Origin of the sequence: Actinotalea lenta (assembly GCF_030586465.1) — a bacterium.
GTDB classification, from domain to species: domain Bacteria; phylum Actinomycetota; class Actinomycetes; order Actinomycetales; family Cellulomonadaceae; genus Actinotalea; species Actinotalea lenta.
The window spans coordinates 2,329,999-2,345,312 of record NZ_JAUQYP010000001.1 but is presented as its reverse complement, the minus strand read 5'-3'; the positions used below and the strand labels follow the sequence as shown (position 1 = coordinate 2,345,312).

17 protein-coding genes and 1 riboswitch are annotated in these 15,314 nt (G+C 75.1%); of the genes, 16 read left to right on the top strand and 1 reads right to left on the bottom strand.

What is annotated here, in order from left to right; translation table 11 throughout:
* Nucleotides 1-4: 4 nt before the first annotated feature.
* The 12 genes from Q6348_RS11220 to Q6348_RS11165 all read left to right on the top strand — a co-directional run bounded on the left by Q6348_RS11220 (nt 5) and on the right by Q6348_RS11165 (nt 11,362).
* On the top strand, nt 5-2,059 hold the full coding sequence (locus tag Q6348_RS11220) for a primosomal protein N' family DNA-binding protein (protein WP_304601375.1): 2,055 nt from the start codon (nt 5-7) through the stop codon (nt 2,057-2,059).
* Nucleotides 2,060-2,103: 44 nt separating this feature from the next.
* A complete protein-coding gene (gene fmt, locus Q6348_RS11215) occupies nt 2,104-3,039 on the top strand; it encodes a methionyl-tRNA formyltransferase (RefSeq protein WP_304601374.1) in 936 nt (311 codons plus the stop codon).
* Nucleotides 3,036-4,517 carry an RsmB/NOP family class I SAM-dependent RNA methyltransferase gene (locus Q6348_RS11210; protein WP_304601373.1) on the top strand — a complete coding sequence of 494 codons (1,482 nt, stop codon included), beginning with the start codon at nt 3,036-3,038 and terminating at the stop codon, nt 4,515-4,517. Before fmt ends, Q6348_RS11210 begins: the two co-directional genes overlap by 4 nt.
* 29 nt (nt 4,518-4,546) lie before the next feature.
* Nucleotides 4,547-5,209 (top strand): ribulose-phosphate 3-epimerase, encoded by a 663-nt coding sequence (gene rpe, locus Q6348_RS11205; RefSeq protein ID WP_304601372.1) that lies wholly within the window; start codon nt 4,547-4,549, stop codon nt 5,207-5,209.
* 119 nt (nt 5,210-5,328) lie between these two features.
* A riboswitch (FMN riboswitch) is annotated at nt 5,329-5,473 on the top strand.
* Nucleotides 5,474-5,561: 88 nt separating this feature from the next.
* On the top strand, nt 5,562-6,593 hold the full coding sequence (gene ribD, locus Q6348_RS11200; protein ID WP_434062052.1) for a bifunctional diaminohydroxyphosphoribosylaminopyrimidine deaminase/5-amino-6-(5-phosphoribosylamino)uracil reductase RibD: 1,032 nt from the start codon (nt 5,562-5,564) through the stop codon (nt 6,591-6,593).
* Nucleotides 6,593-7,207, top strand: coding sequence for a riboflavin synthase (locus Q6348_RS11195; protein ID WP_304601371.1), 615 nt, complete (start codon nt 6,593-6,595; stop codon nt 7,205-7,207). Before ribD ends, Q6348_RS11195 begins: the two co-directional genes overlap by 1 nt.
* Entirely contained in the window at nt 7,204-8,472 is a 1,269-nt protein-coding gene (gene ribB, locus Q6348_RS11190; RefSeq protein WP_304601370.1) for a 3,4-dihydroxy-2-butanone-4-phosphate synthase, read from the top strand. Before Q6348_RS11195 ends, ribB begins: the two co-directional genes overlap by 4 nt.
* Entirely contained in the window at nt 8,469-8,972 is a 504-nt protein-coding gene (ribH, locus tag Q6348_RS11185; RefSeq protein WP_304601369.1) for a 6,7-dimethyl-8-ribityllumazine synthase, read from the top strand. The genes ribB and ribH overlap by 4 nt, the downstream gene beginning before the upstream one ends.
* Nucleotides 8,969-9,685: a nicotinamide riboside transporter PnuC gene (gene pnuC / locus Q6348_RS11180; RefSeq protein ID WP_304601368.1), complete on the top strand. Its 717-nt coding sequence runs from the start codon at nt 8,969-8,971 to the stop codon at nt 9,683-9,685. Before ribH ends, pnuC begins: the two co-directional genes overlap by 4 nt.
* A gap of 67 nt (nt 9,686-9,752) precedes the next feature.
* Nucleotides 9,753-10,016, top strand: a complete 264-nt coding sequence (locus tag Q6348_RS11175) for a phosphoribosyl-ATP diphosphatase (protein WP_304601367.1) — start codon at nt 9,753-9,755, stop codon at nt 10,014-10,016.
* Between the two features lie 40 nt (nt 10,017-10,056).
* Nucleotides 10,057-10,905: an ATP phosphoribosyltransferase gene (gene hisG, locus Q6348_RS11170; RefSeq protein ID WP_304601366.1), complete on the top strand. Its 849-nt coding sequence runs from the start codon at nt 10,057-10,059 to the stop codon at nt 10,903-10,905.
* Nucleotides 10,906-10,912: 7 nt separating this feature from the next.
* Nucleotides 10,913-11,362 carry a PH domain-containing protein gene (locus Q6348_RS11165; protein WP_304601365.1) on the top strand — a complete coding sequence of 150 codons (450 nt, stop codon included), beginning with the start codon at nt 10,913-10,915 and terminating at the stop codon, nt 11,360-11,362.
* A gap of 71 nt (nt 11,363-11,433) precedes the next feature.
* Here the strand turns inward: Q6348_RS11165 and Q6348_RS11160 are convergent, their stop codons facing one another.
* Complete coding sequence (locus Q6348_RS11160) at nt 11,434-12,570, bottom strand: DUF3866 family protein (protein ID WP_304601364.1); 1,137 nt, start codon at nt 12,568-12,570, stop codon at nt 11,434-11,436.
* 33 nt (nt 12,571-12,603) lie between these two features.
* Here Q6348_RS11160 and Q6348_RS11155 point away from each other — a divergent pair, with 33 nt between their 5' ends.
* The 4 genes from Q6348_RS11155 to Q6348_RS11140 all read left to right on the top strand — a co-directional run bounded on the left by Q6348_RS11155 (nt 12,604) and on the right by Q6348_RS11140 (nt 15,290).
* Nucleotides 12,604-13,608 carry a helix-turn-helix transcriptional regulator gene (locus tag Q6348_RS11155; RefSeq protein WP_304601363.1) on the top strand — a complete coding sequence of 335 codons (1,005 nt, stop codon included), beginning with the start codon at nt 12,604-12,606 and terminating at the stop codon, nt 13,606-13,608.
* A complete protein-coding gene (locus Q6348_RS11150; RefSeq protein ID WP_304601362.1) occupies nt 13,601-14,575 on the top strand; it encodes a helix-turn-helix transcriptional regulator in 975 nt (324 codons plus the stop codon). The genes Q6348_RS11155 and Q6348_RS11150 overlap by 8 nt, the downstream gene beginning before the upstream one ends.
* A 22-nt stretch (nt 14,576-14,597) precedes the next feature.
* On the top strand, nt 14,598-14,918 hold the full coding sequence (locus Q6348_RS11145; protein ID WP_304601361.1) for a hypothetical protein: 321 nt from the start codon (nt 14,598-14,600) through the stop codon (nt 14,916-14,918).
* A gap of 87 nt (nt 14,919-15,005) precedes the next feature.
* Nucleotides 15,006-15,290, top strand: coding sequence for a twin-arginine translocase TatA/TatE family subunit (locus Q6348_RS11140; protein WP_304601360.1), 285 nt, complete (start codon nt 15,006-15,008; stop codon nt 15,288-15,290).
* Nucleotides 15,291-15,314: the final 24 nt, after the last annotated feature.

Genomic DNA, 15,314 nt, shown 5'->3' with positions numbered 1-15,314 from the left:
TCGCGTGGATCTCGAGCAGCCGGCTCTGCCTGGGATGCCGCGCACCCGACGCAGGCGTGCCGCGGGGGTTCAGGTCGCCGACGAGCTCCCGGTCGCCCGTGTCTTGGTAGACCGTCCTCAACCGCACCTGGACCGGCCCTTCGACTACCTCGTCCCGGCGGAGCTCGCCGACCGGGTGCGCGCCGGCGTGCGGGTCAAGGTCCGGTTCGCAGGGCAGGACGTCGACGGCTGGGTCGTGGACCGGGTGGCCGAGAGCGAGCACGCCGGTCGCCTGACACCGCTGCGCCGCCTGGTCTCCGCGGAGGTCGTGCTCCCGACCGAGACCCTCGACCTGGTGACGGCCGTGGCCCGCCGGTGGGCGGGGACGGTCGCGGACGTCCTGCGCCTCGCGGTACCACCACGCCACGCGGCGGTCGAACGGGAGGAGTGGCCCGACGGCTCGGTGCCTCCCCGGCCGGACGTGCAGGACTCCGCCTGGCAGCGGACACCGGGAGGTCCGGCATTCCTGCGCCGGGTCGCGGCCGGCGAGGCACCATGGGCGGTCTGGCAGGCGCTGCCCTGGACGGTGGAGCCGTGGGCCGACCAGGTCGCCCAGGCAGTCGGAGCGGCCCGCGCGGGCGGCCGCGGCGCCCTCGTGGTGGTGCCCTCCGGTGCAGAGGTGGACCTGGCCGTCGACGCCCTCGAGCGGCACGGGGTCGCCCCGTGGCGGCCCGGCTCGGCCGGGGGTTGGGTGCGGCTGGTCGCCGACGAGGGGCCGGCCGCCCGGTACCGGGCGTTCCTCGCGGCGGTGCGGGGTGCCGCCGACGTGGTGGTCGGCACGAGGGCCGCGGCGTTCGCCCCCGTCGCCCGGCTGGGCCTCGCGGTCTGCTGGGACGACGCAGACCCGCTGCACGAGGAGCCGCGAGCCCCGTACCCCCACGCTCGCGAGGTGCTCGCGATGCGCGCCGGCGAGGGGACAGCGCTCCTGGTGGGTGGGTACTCGCGCTCCGTCGCGGCGCAGCGCTGGGTCGAGCTGGACCGCGCGCGTCCACTGGTCGCCGACCGCACCGAGCTGCGTCGCTCGACACCCCGCCCCGTGCACCTCGACCGGGCCGAGCTCGCCCGAGAGGGGCCGGCGGCGGCTGCCCGGCTTCCCTCGGCGGCGTGGCGCACCATCCGCGACGGGCTCGAGCACGGGCCGGTCCTGGTGCAGGTCCCACGTGCCGGATATCTCCCGGCCGTGGCCTGCGCGCGGTGCCGCACCGTGGCACGCTGCGCGACCTGCGGGGGTCCGCTGCGCCTGGCCGGCTCTCACGCGTTGCCGGCGTGCGGATGGTGCGGCGGGCTGGCCAGCGCGTGGCGCTGCGGCGAGTGCGGCCACACCGGGCTGCGCTCGATCGCGGTGGGTGCTGCACGCACTGCCGAGGAGCTCGGGCGGGCGTTCCCCGGCGTAGCCCTGCGGCGCTCGAGCGCTGAGCACGGCGTGCTGCGCTCCGTGCCTGCCGGGCGTTCGCTCGTGGTCGCCACCACGGGTGCCGAGCCCATCGCCGAGAGCGGGTACGCCGCGGCGGTCCTGCTGGACGCGCAGGTCACCGCCTCCCGGCCCGGGCTGGACGCGGACCAGGCGGCGCTGCGGCACTGGCTCGCAGCCGCCGCACTGGTGCGCCCCAGCTCCGAGGGCGGCGTCGCGGTCCTCATCGGTGACGTGCCCGCCCCGCTGGCCGGGGCATTCGTCCGCTGGGACCCCGCGGGACTCGCGGAGCGGGTGCTCGCCGAGCGCGCCGCCGTCCAGCTCCCGCCGGCGGCTCACCTGGTGGTGCTCGAGGGGGAACGCGCAGCGGTGCAGGCGGTCGCGGACGGGTTGCACGTCCGGACCACGGTCCGCGGTCCCATCCCCACCGGGCCTGCGCCGGACGGCGTGCTCGATCCCGAACGGTCCCGTCCCGTGCGGGCGTTGCTGCAGACCCCGTGGCCGCAGGCGGCCGCGCTCGTAGCGGATCTCGGTGCGGTGCTCGCGACCCGCAGCGCCGCGCGGGAGGGGATCGTGCGGGTCCGCGTCGAACCGACCGACGTCGGCTGAGCGCGCCGGGTGAGCGTGCCGGGCCGGTCACCTAGGATCGACGGATGCGTGTGATCTTCGCCGGGACGCCCGAGGTGGCCCTGCCCGCGCTGACCCGGCTGCTCGCCTCCGACCACGACGTCGTCGGAGTGCTGACCAGGCCCGATGCGCCCGCGGGACGGGGCAGGCGGATGGCGCCGAGCCCCGTGCGCGTCGCTGCGGCGGAGGCCGGGGTGCCCGTCCTGGTACCCCGCTCCCTGCGCGACCCGGACGCAGCGGCGAGCATCGCCGAGCTGGCCCCCGACCTCGCCGCGGTGGTCGCCTACGGTGGCCTCGTCCCCGTGGGCCTGCTCGACCTGCCCCGGCACGGGTGGGTCAACCTGCACTTCTCGCTGCTGCCCGCCTGGCGCGGCGCCGCTCCCGTCCAGCATGCGCTCCTGCACGGCGACGAGATCACCGGGGCCTGCACCTTCCGCCTCGAGGAGGGGCTGGACACCGGACCCGTCTACGGGACCTTGACCGAGACGATCCGGCCACGCGACACCGCGGGCGACCTGCTCGCGCGCCTCGCGGACGCCGGCTCCGACCTGCTGGCGGCAACCGTGGACGGGTTGGCGTCCGGGGAGCTCGTCGCCGTCCCGCAACCGGCCGACGGCGTCTCGTCGGCCCCCCGGCTGACCACGGACGACGCGCGCGTCCGCTGGGGCCACCCCGCCATCGCCGTGGACCGCCGCGTCCGGGCCTGCACCCCGGCACCCGGGGCGTGGACGACGGACCCCGCGGGACGCCGGCTGAAGCTGGGGCCGGTGGTGCCGCGCCCCGACGCCGAGCCGTTGGCGCCCGGCGTGGTACGGGCGACCGCGTCGCAGGTCCTGGTCGGCACCGCGAGCAGCCCCGTCGAGCTCGGCGACGTCGCACCTTCGGGCCGGCGCATGATGCCCGCGGCGGACTGGGCGCGCGGCGCCCGGCTGACCTCCGAGGCCACCTTGGGGGAGCGGTGACGCAGGAACGAGGCACCGGTGGCCACGACCGCCGCGACGCCGGGGGCCGCCAGCGCGGTGCGGCTCGCGCGCAGCGCCGGACGTCCCGTACCGCCCAGCGGCCCGCCGAGCGCCGCCGGGGCGCCGACCCCGCCCGGGAGGCGGCGTTCGACGTGCTGCGGGAGGTCGCCGAGTCGGACGCGTACGCAAACCTCGTGCTGCCCCCGCTGCTGCGCACCCGCCGCATCGTGGGCCGCGACGCTGCGTTGGCGACCGAGCTCGCGTACGGCACGTTGCGGCTCCAGGGCCGCTACGACGCGATCCTGGCCGTCGCCGCTGACCGGCCGGTCGAGGAGCTCGACCCGCCGCTGCTGGATGTGCTTCGGCTCGGTGCGCACCAGCTGCTCGGGATGCGTATCCCGGCGCACGCGGCGGTGTCCCAGACCGTGGCCCTGGCGCGGTCCCGGGTCGGTGCCGGGCCCGCCCAGCTCGTCAATGCGGTGCTGCGACGCGTTGCCGCGAGCAGCCTGCAGGAGTGGCTCGATCGCGTCGCGACAGGCGACGAGATCGCGCGGCTGTCCACGGCCACGTCGCATCCCGCATGGGTGGTCCGCGCCCTGCGCCAGGCCCTCGTCGCCGACGGGCGGCCCGCCGACGAGCTGGTAGCGGTTCTCGAGGCGGACAACGTGCCGGCGCAGGTCACGCTCGTCGCACGGCCAGGCCTGGTCGACCGGGAGGCCCTCCTGGCCGCGCTCCCGGACGCCCAGCCCGGTCGCTGGACGCCTACGGCGGTCCGGCTCGCCGGCGGCGACCCGGCCTCGGTCCCCGGCCTGGCAGACGGGACCGTCGCGGTCCAGGACGAGGGCAGCCAGCTCGTGGCTCTCGCGCTGGCGTCGGTGCCGGTCGACGACGACTCCGGCCCGTGGCTGGACCTGTGCGCGGGCCCGGGAGGCAAGACGGGCCTGCTCGGCGCGCTGGCCGCCGAACGCGGCGTCTCGGTCGTGGCCACCGAGGTGCAGCCGCACCGCGCGGCCCTGGTCCGGCAGTCCGTGCGAGCCCTCGGTGACGTCGAGGTGCGGGTCGCGGACGGTCGGCAGGTGGGCCGGGAGGAACCCGGACGCTACAGCCGCGTGCTCGTGGACGCGCCCTGCACCGGGCTAGGCGCGTTGCGCCGCCGGCCCGAGTCCCGGTGGCGCCGGCGCCCCGCTGACGTTCCCGCGCTGGGCGACCTGCAGCGAGCGCTGCTCAGCTCTGCGCTCGACGCGACAGCGCCCGGAGGGGTCGTGGCGTACGTCACGTGCTCCCCGCACGTCGCCGAGACCCGGGTGGTGGTCTCCGACGTGCTGGCGGAGCACCCGGACGTCGAGATCCTCGACGCGGTCGACGCGATCCGGGCGGTCGCCCCGGCCATCCCGCTCGGTCCCGGGCCGCACGCCCAGCTGTGGCCACACGTGCACGGGACGGACGCGATGCACCTGACACTGGTGCGCCGCCACTGAAACCGGCTGGACCCGGCAGACTGGGGCCCATGACGGTCCAGATCAACCCGAGCATCCTGTCCGCCGACTTCGCGAACCTCGCCGCGGAGCTGGAGCGCATCCGCGACGCGGACTGGGCGCACGTGGACGTGATGGACCAGCACTTCGTGCCGAACCTCACCCTCGGCCTCCCGATCGTGCAGCGGCTCGCCCAGGTGAGCCCGGTGCCCCTCGACGTGCACCTCATGATCGAGGACGCGGATCGCTGGGCACCGCAGTACGCCGAGGCGGGGGCCGGTTCCGTGACCTTCCACGCGGAGGCCGCGCAGGCTCCTGTCCGGCTGGCGCGCGAGCTGCGCGGTGCCGGGGTCCGGGCCGGTCTCGCACTGCGGCCGGCGACGCCGGTAGAGCCGTTCCTCGACCTGCTGGGAGAGTTCGACATGCTCCTGGTCATGACGGTCGAGCCCGGGTTCGGCGGCCAGTCGTTCCTTGACTCCATGCTTCCGAAGATCGCCCGCGCGCGCCGGGTGATCGAGGAGCGGGAGCTCGCGGTGTGGGTGCAGGTGGACGGGGGGGTCTCGACCCAGACCGTCGCGCGGGCCGCCGAGGCGGGGGCGGACGTCATGGTCGCGGGCTCGGCGGTGTACGGGGCGCAGGACGCCTCGGCGCGGATCGCCGAGCTGCGCCGTCTCGCGCAGCAGCACCGGCACTGAGGCGTCGCGGCGGGGGTCGGGACCGCACGGAGGTCCGTGTCAGCGCCGCGGCGACCCGGGCGCTCGGGTCCTCGGTCCCGTCGGACCACCCGCGCGCCTGTGGCAGACTGGCGGCGAACACACGTGCTCCGGGGTCGGTGAAAGTCCGAACCGGCGGTGACAGTCCGCGACCCGGCTCACCTGGGCTCACAACCCGGGCGGGACGGTTGACCTGGTGGAACTCCAGGACCGACGGTGAAAGTCCGGATGGGAGGAAGCACGTGACGTCGTTCGCGGACCCGCTCGCGGGGAGCTGAACGGCGGCGTGGCGCCTGTCGCCACTCCCGGAGCCGATGACCGGGAGGGTGGAGCGGTGCCACGGCGGGACGCTGACGAACGTGAGGCGATGTGGCGCGCGCTCGAGCTCGCGGCGCGAGGGCCCGCTCACGGGCCCAACCCGCAGGTCGGCGCCGTACTGCTGGACCCGGCCGGTCGGCGGATCGGCGAGGGGTGGCATGCGGGGGCCGGCACTCCGCACGCCGAGCCCGCGGCGCTGGCGGACGCGCGCTCGGCGGGCCACGACCCCCGGGGGGCGACCATGGTCGTCACCCTTGAGCCCTGCCGGCACACGGGCCGTACGGGACCGTGCACCCACGCGCTGATCGCCGCCGGGGTGGCGCGCGTGGTGTACGCGCTGGACGATCCTTCACCGACCGCCGGAGGAGGTGCTGGGGTGCTCCGCTCGGCCGGCCTCGAGGTCGTCGGCGGGCTGCTGGCCGAGCAGGCGGACACGATCGTGCACCCGTGGCTCACCGCGGTGCGGCGCGGGCGGCCCTGGGTGACCCTCAAGCACGCCACGACGCTGGACGGGCGCGTCGCGGCAGCGGACGGCTCGAGCCGGTGGATCACGTCGCCCGCGGCGCGCCGGCACGCGCACCGGCTCAGGGCGCAGGTGGACGCGATCGTCGTGGGGACCGGCACGGCGCTCCGCGACGACCCTGCCCTGACGGCCCGCGACGAGAACGGCGGCCTCAGCGCCCACCAGCCGTTGCGGGTCGTGGTCGGGCGCCGGACCGTCCCCGCAGGCGCACGTCTGCGGGGCCTGGGCGGCCCGCTGGTGGAGGTGCGTGACCACGACCCGTCGGCGGTACTCACCAGCCTGGCGGAGCACGAGGTCCGGCACGTGCTCGTCGAGGGTGGACCGACCGTCGCGGCGGCCTTCCTGCGCGCGGGGCTCGTCGACGAGGTGCACGCCTACCTCGCAGCCGCGTACCTCGGCGCGGGTCCGGCCGCGGTCGGCGACCTCGCCATCACATCGATCGACGGTGCGCTGCGGCTCACCGTGACGGAGGCGACCATCGTGGGCGGCGACGTCCTGGTGGTCGCTCGGAACCAGGAGGAGTGATGTTCACAGGGATCGTCGAGGAGCTCGGCACGGTGCTCGAGCTCGAGCACCGTGGCGCCGACGCCCGGCTGGTGGTCCACGGTCCTGCGGTGCTCGCGGGCACCAGGGCCGGGGACTCGATCGCCGTGGACGGCGTGTGCCTGACGGTCGTCGAGGTGGGCGCCGACGCCTTCTCGGTGGACGTCATGCCGGAGACCCTGGACCGCACCGCGCTCGGCCGGCTCGCCCCGGGGGCGCGGGTCAACCTCGAGCGCGCGGTGCGGGCGGACGGGCGGTTGGACGGGCACCTCGTGCAGGGCCACGTGGACGGCGTCGGCACACTGCTGTCGCGCACGCCCGGCGAGCGCTGGGACGACCTCCTCGTTGGGTACCCGGCCCCGCTCGGCCGCTACCTGGCGGAGAAGGGGTCGATCGCGGTCAGCGGCGTGTCGCTCACCGTGACGGGCGTCCAGGAGGGGGCGTTCGGGGTCTCGCTGATCCCCACGACGCTCGCCAGGACGACCCTGGGCCTGCTGGCACCCGGAGGCCCCGTCAACCTCGAGGTGGATGTGATCGCGAAGTACGTCGAGCGTCTGGTCGCTGCCGGCGCGGTCCCCGGGGTGGGTTCCCGGTGAGCGCCGCCGGGCCGACGACGGTGCTCGGCACCGTCGAGCAGGCGCTGGACGAGCTGCGCGCCGGCCGCCCGGTGCTGGTCGCCGACTCCGCCGACCGCGAGAACGAGGTCGACGTGGTGCTGGCCGCCGAGACCGCGGACGCCGACTGGGTCGCGTGGGTCGTGCGGCACTCCTCGGGCTACCTGTGCGCGCCGATGCCCGCGACGCGGGCGGACGCGCTGAACCTGCCCCTGATGGTGCCCCAGAGCCAGGATCCCCGGCGGACGGCCTACACCGTCACGGTGGACGCCGCCCATGGCGTCAGCACCGGGATCTCGGCCGCGGACCGCGCGCGCACCCTGCAGGTGCTCGCCGACCCGGCGTGCGGGCCGGACGACGTGATCCGGCCGGGCCACGTCCTCCCGCTGCGTGCGGTGCCCGGCGGGGTGCTGCACCGCGGCGGGCACACCGAGGCCGCCGTGGACCTGTGCCGCCTGGCCGGGCTCGAGCCCGTCGCCGGCATCGCGGAGCTCGTGCACGACGACGGCACGATGCTGCGCCTGGCCGACGCCGAGGCGCTGGCACGCGAGGTCGGCCTCGTGCTCCTGACCATCACCGAGCTCGCGTCGTGGCGGCTGGCGCACGACGACCAGGTCGACGTCGCCCCACCGACCGCCGCGCGACGCGTGCATCGCACCGGCAGCGCGGTGCTGCCCACGGCGCACGGCACCTTCGTCATGCACGGGTACCGGGACCTGCGCACCGGTGCCGAGCACGTGGCGCTCGTGCCGCGCGGCGGGGCGGGTTCCGCGAACCTGGTCCGGGTGCACTCCGAGTGCCTGACCGGGGATGCCTTCGGCTCGCGGCGCTGCGACTGCGGCGCGCAGCTGCAGGCCGCGATGGCGCGGGTCGCGGCCGAGGGCGGCGCGGTCGTCTACCTGCGGGGGCATGAGGGCCGTGGCATCGGGCTGCGCGCCAAGATCGACGCCTACGGCCTGCAGGATGCCGGCCGTGACACCGTGCAGGCCAACCTGGACCTCGGCCTGCCGGCCGACCGCCGTGAGTACGGGGCCGCCGCGGCGATCCTCACCGACCTCGGCCTGCACAGCGTGCAGCTGCTGACCAACAACCCGGCGAAGATCGAGGGGCTGCGCGCGCACGGCATCGAGGTGAGCGTCGTGCGGCACGAGGTCGGACGCACCGCGGAGAACGCCGCGTACCTGGAGAGCAAGCGACTGCTGATGGGTCACCTGCTCGGCGACGAGAACCCTATGGAGGAGATGTGAGCGGATCGGGAGCACCCGGAGCCCTGCAGCTGGACGGCAGCGGGCTGCGCGTCGTCGTCGTGGCGGCGCGCTGGCACCAGGAGGTCATGGACGGCCTGCTGGCGGGGGCGCTGCGCGCACTGCGGGCGGCAGGCGTCCCGGTGACCGACGACAGCGTCGTGCGGGTACCCGGGTCGTTCGAGCTTCCGGTGGCCGCGGCTCGCCTCGCGCGCACCGGAGTCGACGCCGTGGTCGCGCTCGGGGTGGTCATCCGCGGGGGCACCCCGCACTTCGACTACGTCTGCCAGGCCGCGACGGCGGGCCTGACCGATGTCGCCGTGCAGACGGGCGTCCCGGTCGGGTTCGGGGTGCTGACCTGTGACGACGAGCAGCAGGCCCTGGACCGGGCGGGTCTGCCCGGCTCACGGGAGGACAAGGGCGCCGAGGCGGCGCAGGCCGCGGTCGCGACCGCGCTCGAGCTTGCCGCGGTCGCGCCGGTGCCGGGGAGGGACGCCCGGTGACCGACGTCCTGCGGTGGCTGTACGACGCGAGCATCCCGGTGGCCGGCTACCAGCTGCAGTGGCTCGAGCTCATCGGGGTGGTGTTCGGGCTCGCCTCGGCGATCCTGGGGATGCGCCGGCGCGTGTGGGCGTGGCCGATCGGGATCATCGGCAACGTGCTCCTCTTCTTCGTCTACATCAGCGCGACGTTCGACGCGGGGGACCGCACACCGCTGTTCGGGCAGTCCGGACGGCAGATCTTCTTCATCCTCACCAGCGCGTACGGCTGGTGGCGGTGGCGGCAGGTGAGGCGCGGCAGCGGCGGTGACGCGTCGGCCCCGGCGATCACCCCACGCTGGGCGACCATGCGAGAGCGGGTGGGTCTCGTCGTCGTCTGGCTCGTCGGCGTCGCAGCGGTCCAGTGGGTGTTCTTCACGATCGGCGCGGGTTGGCCCGCGCCGCGCTGGTACTACTGGTGCGACGCGTGGATCTTCATGGGCTCCATGCTCGCGACGTACGCGATGGCGCGCGGGTGGAACGAGTTCTGGCTCGCGTGGATCGCGGTGGACCTGGTCGGCGTGCCGCTGCTCTGGAACGCCCAGCGGGTCCCGACCGCCGTGCTCTACGCGTTCTACTCCGGCTTCGTCATCTACGGCTTCCTCGTGTGGGTGCGCGCCACCCGCACGGAACGTGGTCGAGGGGATCGGGTCGAGGACGAAGCCGTGGTGGGATGAGCGCCCACCCCTGCGCCATCTGGACACCGGGACCGGGGGTCGCGCACCGCGTTCTAGGCTCGGACGCGTGAAGACCTTCGACGCCCTGTTCGCGGAGCTGTCCGAGAAGTCACGGACCCGGCCGGCCGGGTCGGGCACCGTGGCCGAGCTGGACGCGGGTGTGCATGCCATCGGCAAGAAGATCGTCGAGGAGGCCGCCGAGGTCTGGATGGCCGCCGAGCACGAGTCCGACGAGCGTGCGGCGGAGGAGATCTCCCAGCTGCTGTACCACCTCCAGGTGATGATGCTGGCTCGGGGGCTGTCCCTCCAGGACGTGTACGCCCACCTGTGACCGACCGTGGCCCACCCGGCCACCCGACGGACGAGGAACCATGCTCCGCATAGCACTTCCGAACAAGGGCTCGCTGTCAGAGCCCGCCGCCGCGATGCTCCGGGAGTCCGGCTACCACCAGCGTCGGGACTCCCGCGAGCTGGTGCTCGTGGACCCTGACAACGACGTGGAGTTCTTCTACCTGCGTCCACGGGACATCGCCGAGTACGTCGGTTCGGGGACCATCGACGCCGGGATCACCGGTCGTGACCTGCTGCTCGACTCAGGCGCCGAGGCCGTCGAGCACATGTCGCTCGGTTTCGGCGGCTCGACCTTCCGGTTCGCGGCGCGGCGCGACACGGTGTCGGACGTCGCCGGGATCGCCGGCCGACGGGTCGCCACGTCCTATCCCGGCCTGGTGCGTTCCTACCTCACCGAGCACGGCGTCCAGGCCACGGTCGTGCGCCTGGACGGTGCGGTGGAGTCCGCGGTCCAGCTCGGCGTCGCCGACGTGGTGGCGGACGTGGTGGAGACGGGCTCCACGCTCCGGGCGGCGGGCCTCGAGATCTTCGGTGAGCCGATCCTTCGGTCCGAGGCGGTGCTCATCCGACCGGCGGGGCGCGGCGAGGTGGAGGCCGCCGTCGAGGTCCTCACGCGCCGCCTGCAGGGGGTGCTGGTTGCCCAGCGGTATGTGCTGCTGGACTACGACGTCCCGAACACGCTCGTCGAGCGCGCCGTCGAGCTGACGCCGGGCCTCGAGTCCGCGACCGTCTCCCCGTTGCACAACTCGCAGTGGTCGGCCGTGCGCGCGATGGTGCCGCAGCACCAGACGAACCAGGTCATGGACGCGTTGTACGACCTGGGCGCGCGCGCCATCCTGGTGACCCCGATCCACGCCTGCCGCCTGTGAGGTGACCGTGGCCGACCTGTACCGCGTCTTCCGACCCCGGTTCGCGCGGTGGGTCGCGTGGTCGGTGGCTGCGGCTGTTCTCGTGGCGGGGATCGCTCTGGCGCTCGCACTGCCCGCCGTAGCCCCCGGACGCGTGCCGACGGGTGACCGCGTGGGCATCGTCGTGTTCAGCCTGCTCGTGGTGGCCTTCCTGGGGCGACAGGCGAGTGTGCGGGCCGTCCCGGACAAGACCGGCCTGACGGTCCGCAACCTCCTTCTCACGCGCCGGGTCGCCTGGGCCGAGGTGGTGTCGGTCCGGTTCGGCCAGGGCAGGCCATGGGTCCAGCTGGACCTGGCGGACGGTGGCACCCTCGCCGTGATGGGCGTCCAGGCCTCGGACGGCGCACGCGCGACCGTCGAGGCCGGTCGCCTGGCGACCCTGGTGGCCCTGCACTCCGTCACCGACGTGGACGACTGACCCTCCTGCACCCCCACCGCACCCCAGCAGGCGGGCCTCGGCGTTCTCCGGGAGGTGGGCGCGTGCGGGGTTCAGGCGGTGGTCCGCAGGGACTCCGCGTGCACGCCGGCGGCGGCCGCGGCGAGGAACGCCTCGGGATCCTCCGGCAGCCGGCGCCCCATGGTGGACAGCTCGACGGGACACTCGGCGAGGACCTCCCGCAGCTGCGCACCCGTGGCCACGTCGACCCGGCGGTGCGGTGGGCACAGGTCGTCCGCCTGCTCCGCGACACGTCGCAGGAGCGCACCGCGGGCCTCCCGCTCGGGGTCGTCGGCCTCCGCGACCGGGACGACGAGGTCGGCGGGGGCCAGCGCGACCCGGCCGTAGGCCGTCAAGGAGTGGTGCGAGACGCCGCGGTGGCGATCACGGGGATCGGCGCCCGAGACCCGCAGGCTCGCGACCGGGCGTCCGCCCAGGACCGCCACGGCGTTGATCGCCTCGCCGGCGCCGACACCTGAGAATCCCCAGCGCGTCCCGGTACCGAGGTTGCCCGGGCCCTGGGCGACCACGACGAGGTCGGCCCGGACGACGCGGTGCGCGGCGAGCAGCCCGGAGTGCACCGTGACGGCCTCGAGGTCCCCGCCGAAGGCCTGGCCCACGGTCACGGTCGCCTCGAGCCACCCGGCGCCCCGGAGCGCGGCAGCGGTGCGGGAGAACCAGGCGGGCAGCGCACCGCCGTCCGTCATGACGTAGGCGACCCGCGGCGGCCGGCGACCGGCCGTGGCGGCCGCCCACCGCGCGCCGGCGACGACGGCGGGCAGCGCCGAGTGCAGGTCCGCGACCACGACCGGCAGGTCCGCGAGGTCGTCGGCGCCGGCGAGCTGGCCGTGGTGCTCGGACTCCTGCTCGTCCACGCCCAGGACCATCGCCTGCAGCGGTGTGTACCGTGCCTTGACCAGGTGCCCGGGACCGGGCGGCGGATCGGGGGGCAGGCGGTCCGGCACAGCGACCACGAGCGCGTACCCGCCCGTCCCCAGGCCCCTGGCCTGTGCCGCGACGTTCAGCAGCACGCGATCTCCGACCAAGGGTTCTCCCACCAGCGCGGGGTAGGCCAGGGCGCGGACCTCGTCGCCGTCGCCGACCGGTCGCTCGAGGGCGACCCGCAGCTCGAGCGCGCCGGACCAGCGCCTGCCCACCTGAACCACCGCTCCTGCACGCCACGAGATCACTCCTGAACGCTACCGGCGCTAGCGTTGGGCGTGATGTCCGAGTCCCTGCCTGCCGCGGAGCGGCTGCTCAACCTCGTCATCGCGCTGGTGAACACCACCGGCAAGATGACCAAGGAGCAGATCCGCACGTCCGTTGCCGGCTATGACCGCGCGCCGAGCACCGAAGCCTTCGAACGCATGTTCGAGCGTGACAAGGAGACCCTGCGCGAGCTCGGGGTCCCTGTGGTGACGGTCACGGGTGCGGCCCACGCCGACGAGCAGGGCTACCGGGTGGATCCCGACGCCTACGAGCTCCCGCCGATGCAGCTCTCCGCCGCGCAGCTGGGGATCCTCGCGCTGGCCGCCGAGTTCTGGTCCGACCAGGTCCTTCAGGTGGACGCGTCACGCGCCCTGACCAAGCTTCGCGTCGTGGGGGCGCGACCGCCGGAGGGCGAGCAGCTGCTCGGGCTCGCACCGCGCGTGCACCCCGCGGGACCGGCCCTCGGGCCGCTGCTCGACGCCGCGGCGGCGCGTCAGGCGGTGCGCTTCACCTACCGGGCGGCGAGCACGGGCGAGGTGCGGGACAGGACGGTCGAGCCGTGGCGCCTGCTCGCGTCCCGGGGTGGCTGGTACCTGGTCGGGCTGGACCGGGGACGCGGCGCGCCACGGGTGTTCCGGTTGAGTCGCATCGTCGGCTCGGTCACGAGCGTCGGGGACAAGAACGCGTTCGCTGTGCCCCCCGACGCCGACGCGCGCGCTCTGCTCGACTCCGCCCAGGAGGCTGAGGCACGCACGGCATGGCTCGGCGTGGCGCCCGAGCGTGCGGGCGCGCTCAGGGCGCGCGCGCGCCCGAGCACCGAATCGCCGCCCACGGCGCCCGAGGGCTGGGACGTCCTGGCGGTCCCGTACACGCGCGCCAGCGACCTCGCCGACGAGATCGCGGCGTACACGGACGCCGTGGTGGTGCTCGACCCACCCGAGCTGCGGGAGTCCGTCGTGCGCCGGCTGCGCGAGGCCGTCGCGATGGCTCGGCGCCTGGGAGTGACGACCGATGGCTGAGCGCACCCCCGAACGCCTGGTCCGCCTCCTGGGCCTGGTGGCCTACCTCGACAGGCATCCCGGGGCGCCCGTCGAGCAGGTGGCCGAGCAGTTCGGCGTGAGCCCGGTCCAGGTGCTCAAGGACGTGGACACGCTGTGGATGTCCGGCACCCCCGGGTACTTCCCGGACGACCTGATCGACTTCGACGCGGACTCGCTGGACTCCGGGGTGCTGCGTCTCACCCAGTCCCGAGGTATGGCTCGCGCACTGCGGCTGGGCACGCGCGAGGCGGTCGCGCTGGTCGCCGCGCTGCGCGCGCTGGACGCGTCGGTGGGGGAGGCGCTGGAGCCCGCGGAACGCCGGCTCCTCGCATCGACGCTCGAGGCGCTGACCGCCGCGACCGGGGAGGCCGCGGCGACCGTGGACGTACGCCTGAGCCTGGAGGCGGACCCCGAGGTGCTCGCCACCGTCCGGGCCGCGCTCCGGGACGGTCGGCGGCTGCACCTGCGCTACGTCGACGCCGCCGACCGCACCACCGAGCGCGAGGTGGATCCCTGGCAGGTGGTCACCGGCGACGAGCGTTCCTACCTCTCGGCGTGGTGCCACACGTCGGGAGGAGAGCGGCTCTTCCGCCTCGACCGGATCCTCGCGGCAGGGGTGCAGGACGAGGCGGTGACCACGACACCGGCGCCGGTCGCCACGACGTACCGCCCCGCCTCGCAGCATCCTCGGGTTCGGCTGAGCCTTGAGGGGCGTGCGCGATGGGCTGCGGAGCAGCTGCCCACCGAGCGCGTCGTGGACGACCCGGATGGCTTCACGATGGACCTGCGGGTGGCCACCTCGGCCTGGTTGCGTGCCCTCGTCCTGCGCCTCGCACCGTTCGTGCGCGACGTGCAGCCCGACGAGGTCGCACGGGACGCCGGTCGCGCCGCCGCGCGGGCGCTGGCGGTCTACCGCTCGCTCGGCCTCGTCCGCGACGACGCGTGACACGGCCCGCTAGCCTGGTGCGATGGTGTGGCTCTGGGTGGTGCTCGTCGTCGCGACGCTCGTCGGCGGCTACTTCCTGGTACGCCACCTGATCCGGTCCGGCAAGGCGCTGCTGGCGGAGGTCCACCGGGCGACCGAGGCGTTGGAGCGCCTCCAGGAACGCGCGGAGCAGCTCGCTGCGGCCGCCGAGGCGGCCCACCCCGTGGAGCCCGTGACGATCGAGGATCCCGCTCGCGCCCACCGGCTCTGGGACGCCGCGCGGGCGCGGCACGAGGACAGGCGCGCCAGGCGGGACGCGCGGCGCGAGGCGACGTTCCGGCGCTGGCTGAGCTTCTCCCGCTGAGCAGCCGCCGCGGACCGGCCGGACCGCGGCGCGCCGGGGTGGCGCGGCGGAGATACCATGGCACGACGCGGTCGAAGGAGGACGAACATGGGCGGTCTTCGCGGGCAGGAGTGGCTCGTTCTTGCCCTCATCGTCCTGCTGCTGTTCGGCGCCTCGCGGCTACCCGCCCTCGCGCGCAGCCTGGGCAAGTCAGCGCGCATCATGCGCGACGAGCTCCGGGGCGACGGGGCGCAGGACGGCTCGGCCGAGGACAGCGCGACCCGCGGGCAGGACGGGTCGACCGTCTCTCGCAGCTCCACCGGCGCCCGCGGGACGGACGACGCGACCGTGATCCGTCATCCCGACGACGACGGTGACCGGCCGCGCTCCTGACCTCGGGCGCAGCCGGCCGCACCG

What these genes read in the sequence shown, in the direction of transcription:
- fmt (WP_304601374.1), top strand. Translation starts at nt 2,104, where the DNA reads ATGCGTGTGATCTTCGCCGGGACGCCCGAGGTGGCCCTGCCCGCGCTG.
- Q6348_RS11140 (WP_304601360.1), top strand. Translation starts at nt 15,006, where the DNA reads ATGGGCGGTCTTCGCGGGCAGGAGTGGCTCGTTCTTGCCCTCATCGTC.
- rpe (WP_304601372.1), top strand. Translation starts at nt 4,547, where the DNA reads ATGACGGTCCAGATCAACCCGAGCATCCTGTCCGCCGACTTCGCGAAC.
- Q6348_RS11195 (WP_304601371.1), top strand. Translation starts at nt 6,593, where the DNA reads ATGTTCACAGGGATCGTCGAGGAGCTCGGCACGGTGCTCGAGCTCGAG.
- Q6348_RS11150 (WP_304601362.1), top strand. Translation starts at nt 13,601, where the DNA reads ATGGCTGAGCGCACCCCCGAACGCCTGGTCCGCCTCCTGGGCCTGGTG.
- Q6348_RS11155 (WP_304601363.1), top strand. Translation starts at nt 12,604, where the DNA reads ATGTCCGAGTCCCTGCCTGCCGCGGAGCGGCTGCTCAACCTCGTCATC.
- hisG (WP_304601366.1), top strand. Translation starts at nt 10,057, where the DNA reads ATGCTCCGCATAGCACTTCCGAACAAGGGCTCGCTGTCAGAGCCCGCC.
- Q6348_RS11145 (WP_304601361.1), top strand. Translation starts at nt 14,598, where the DNA reads ATGGTGTGGCTCTGGGTGGTGCTCGTCGTCGCGACGCTCGTCGGCGGC.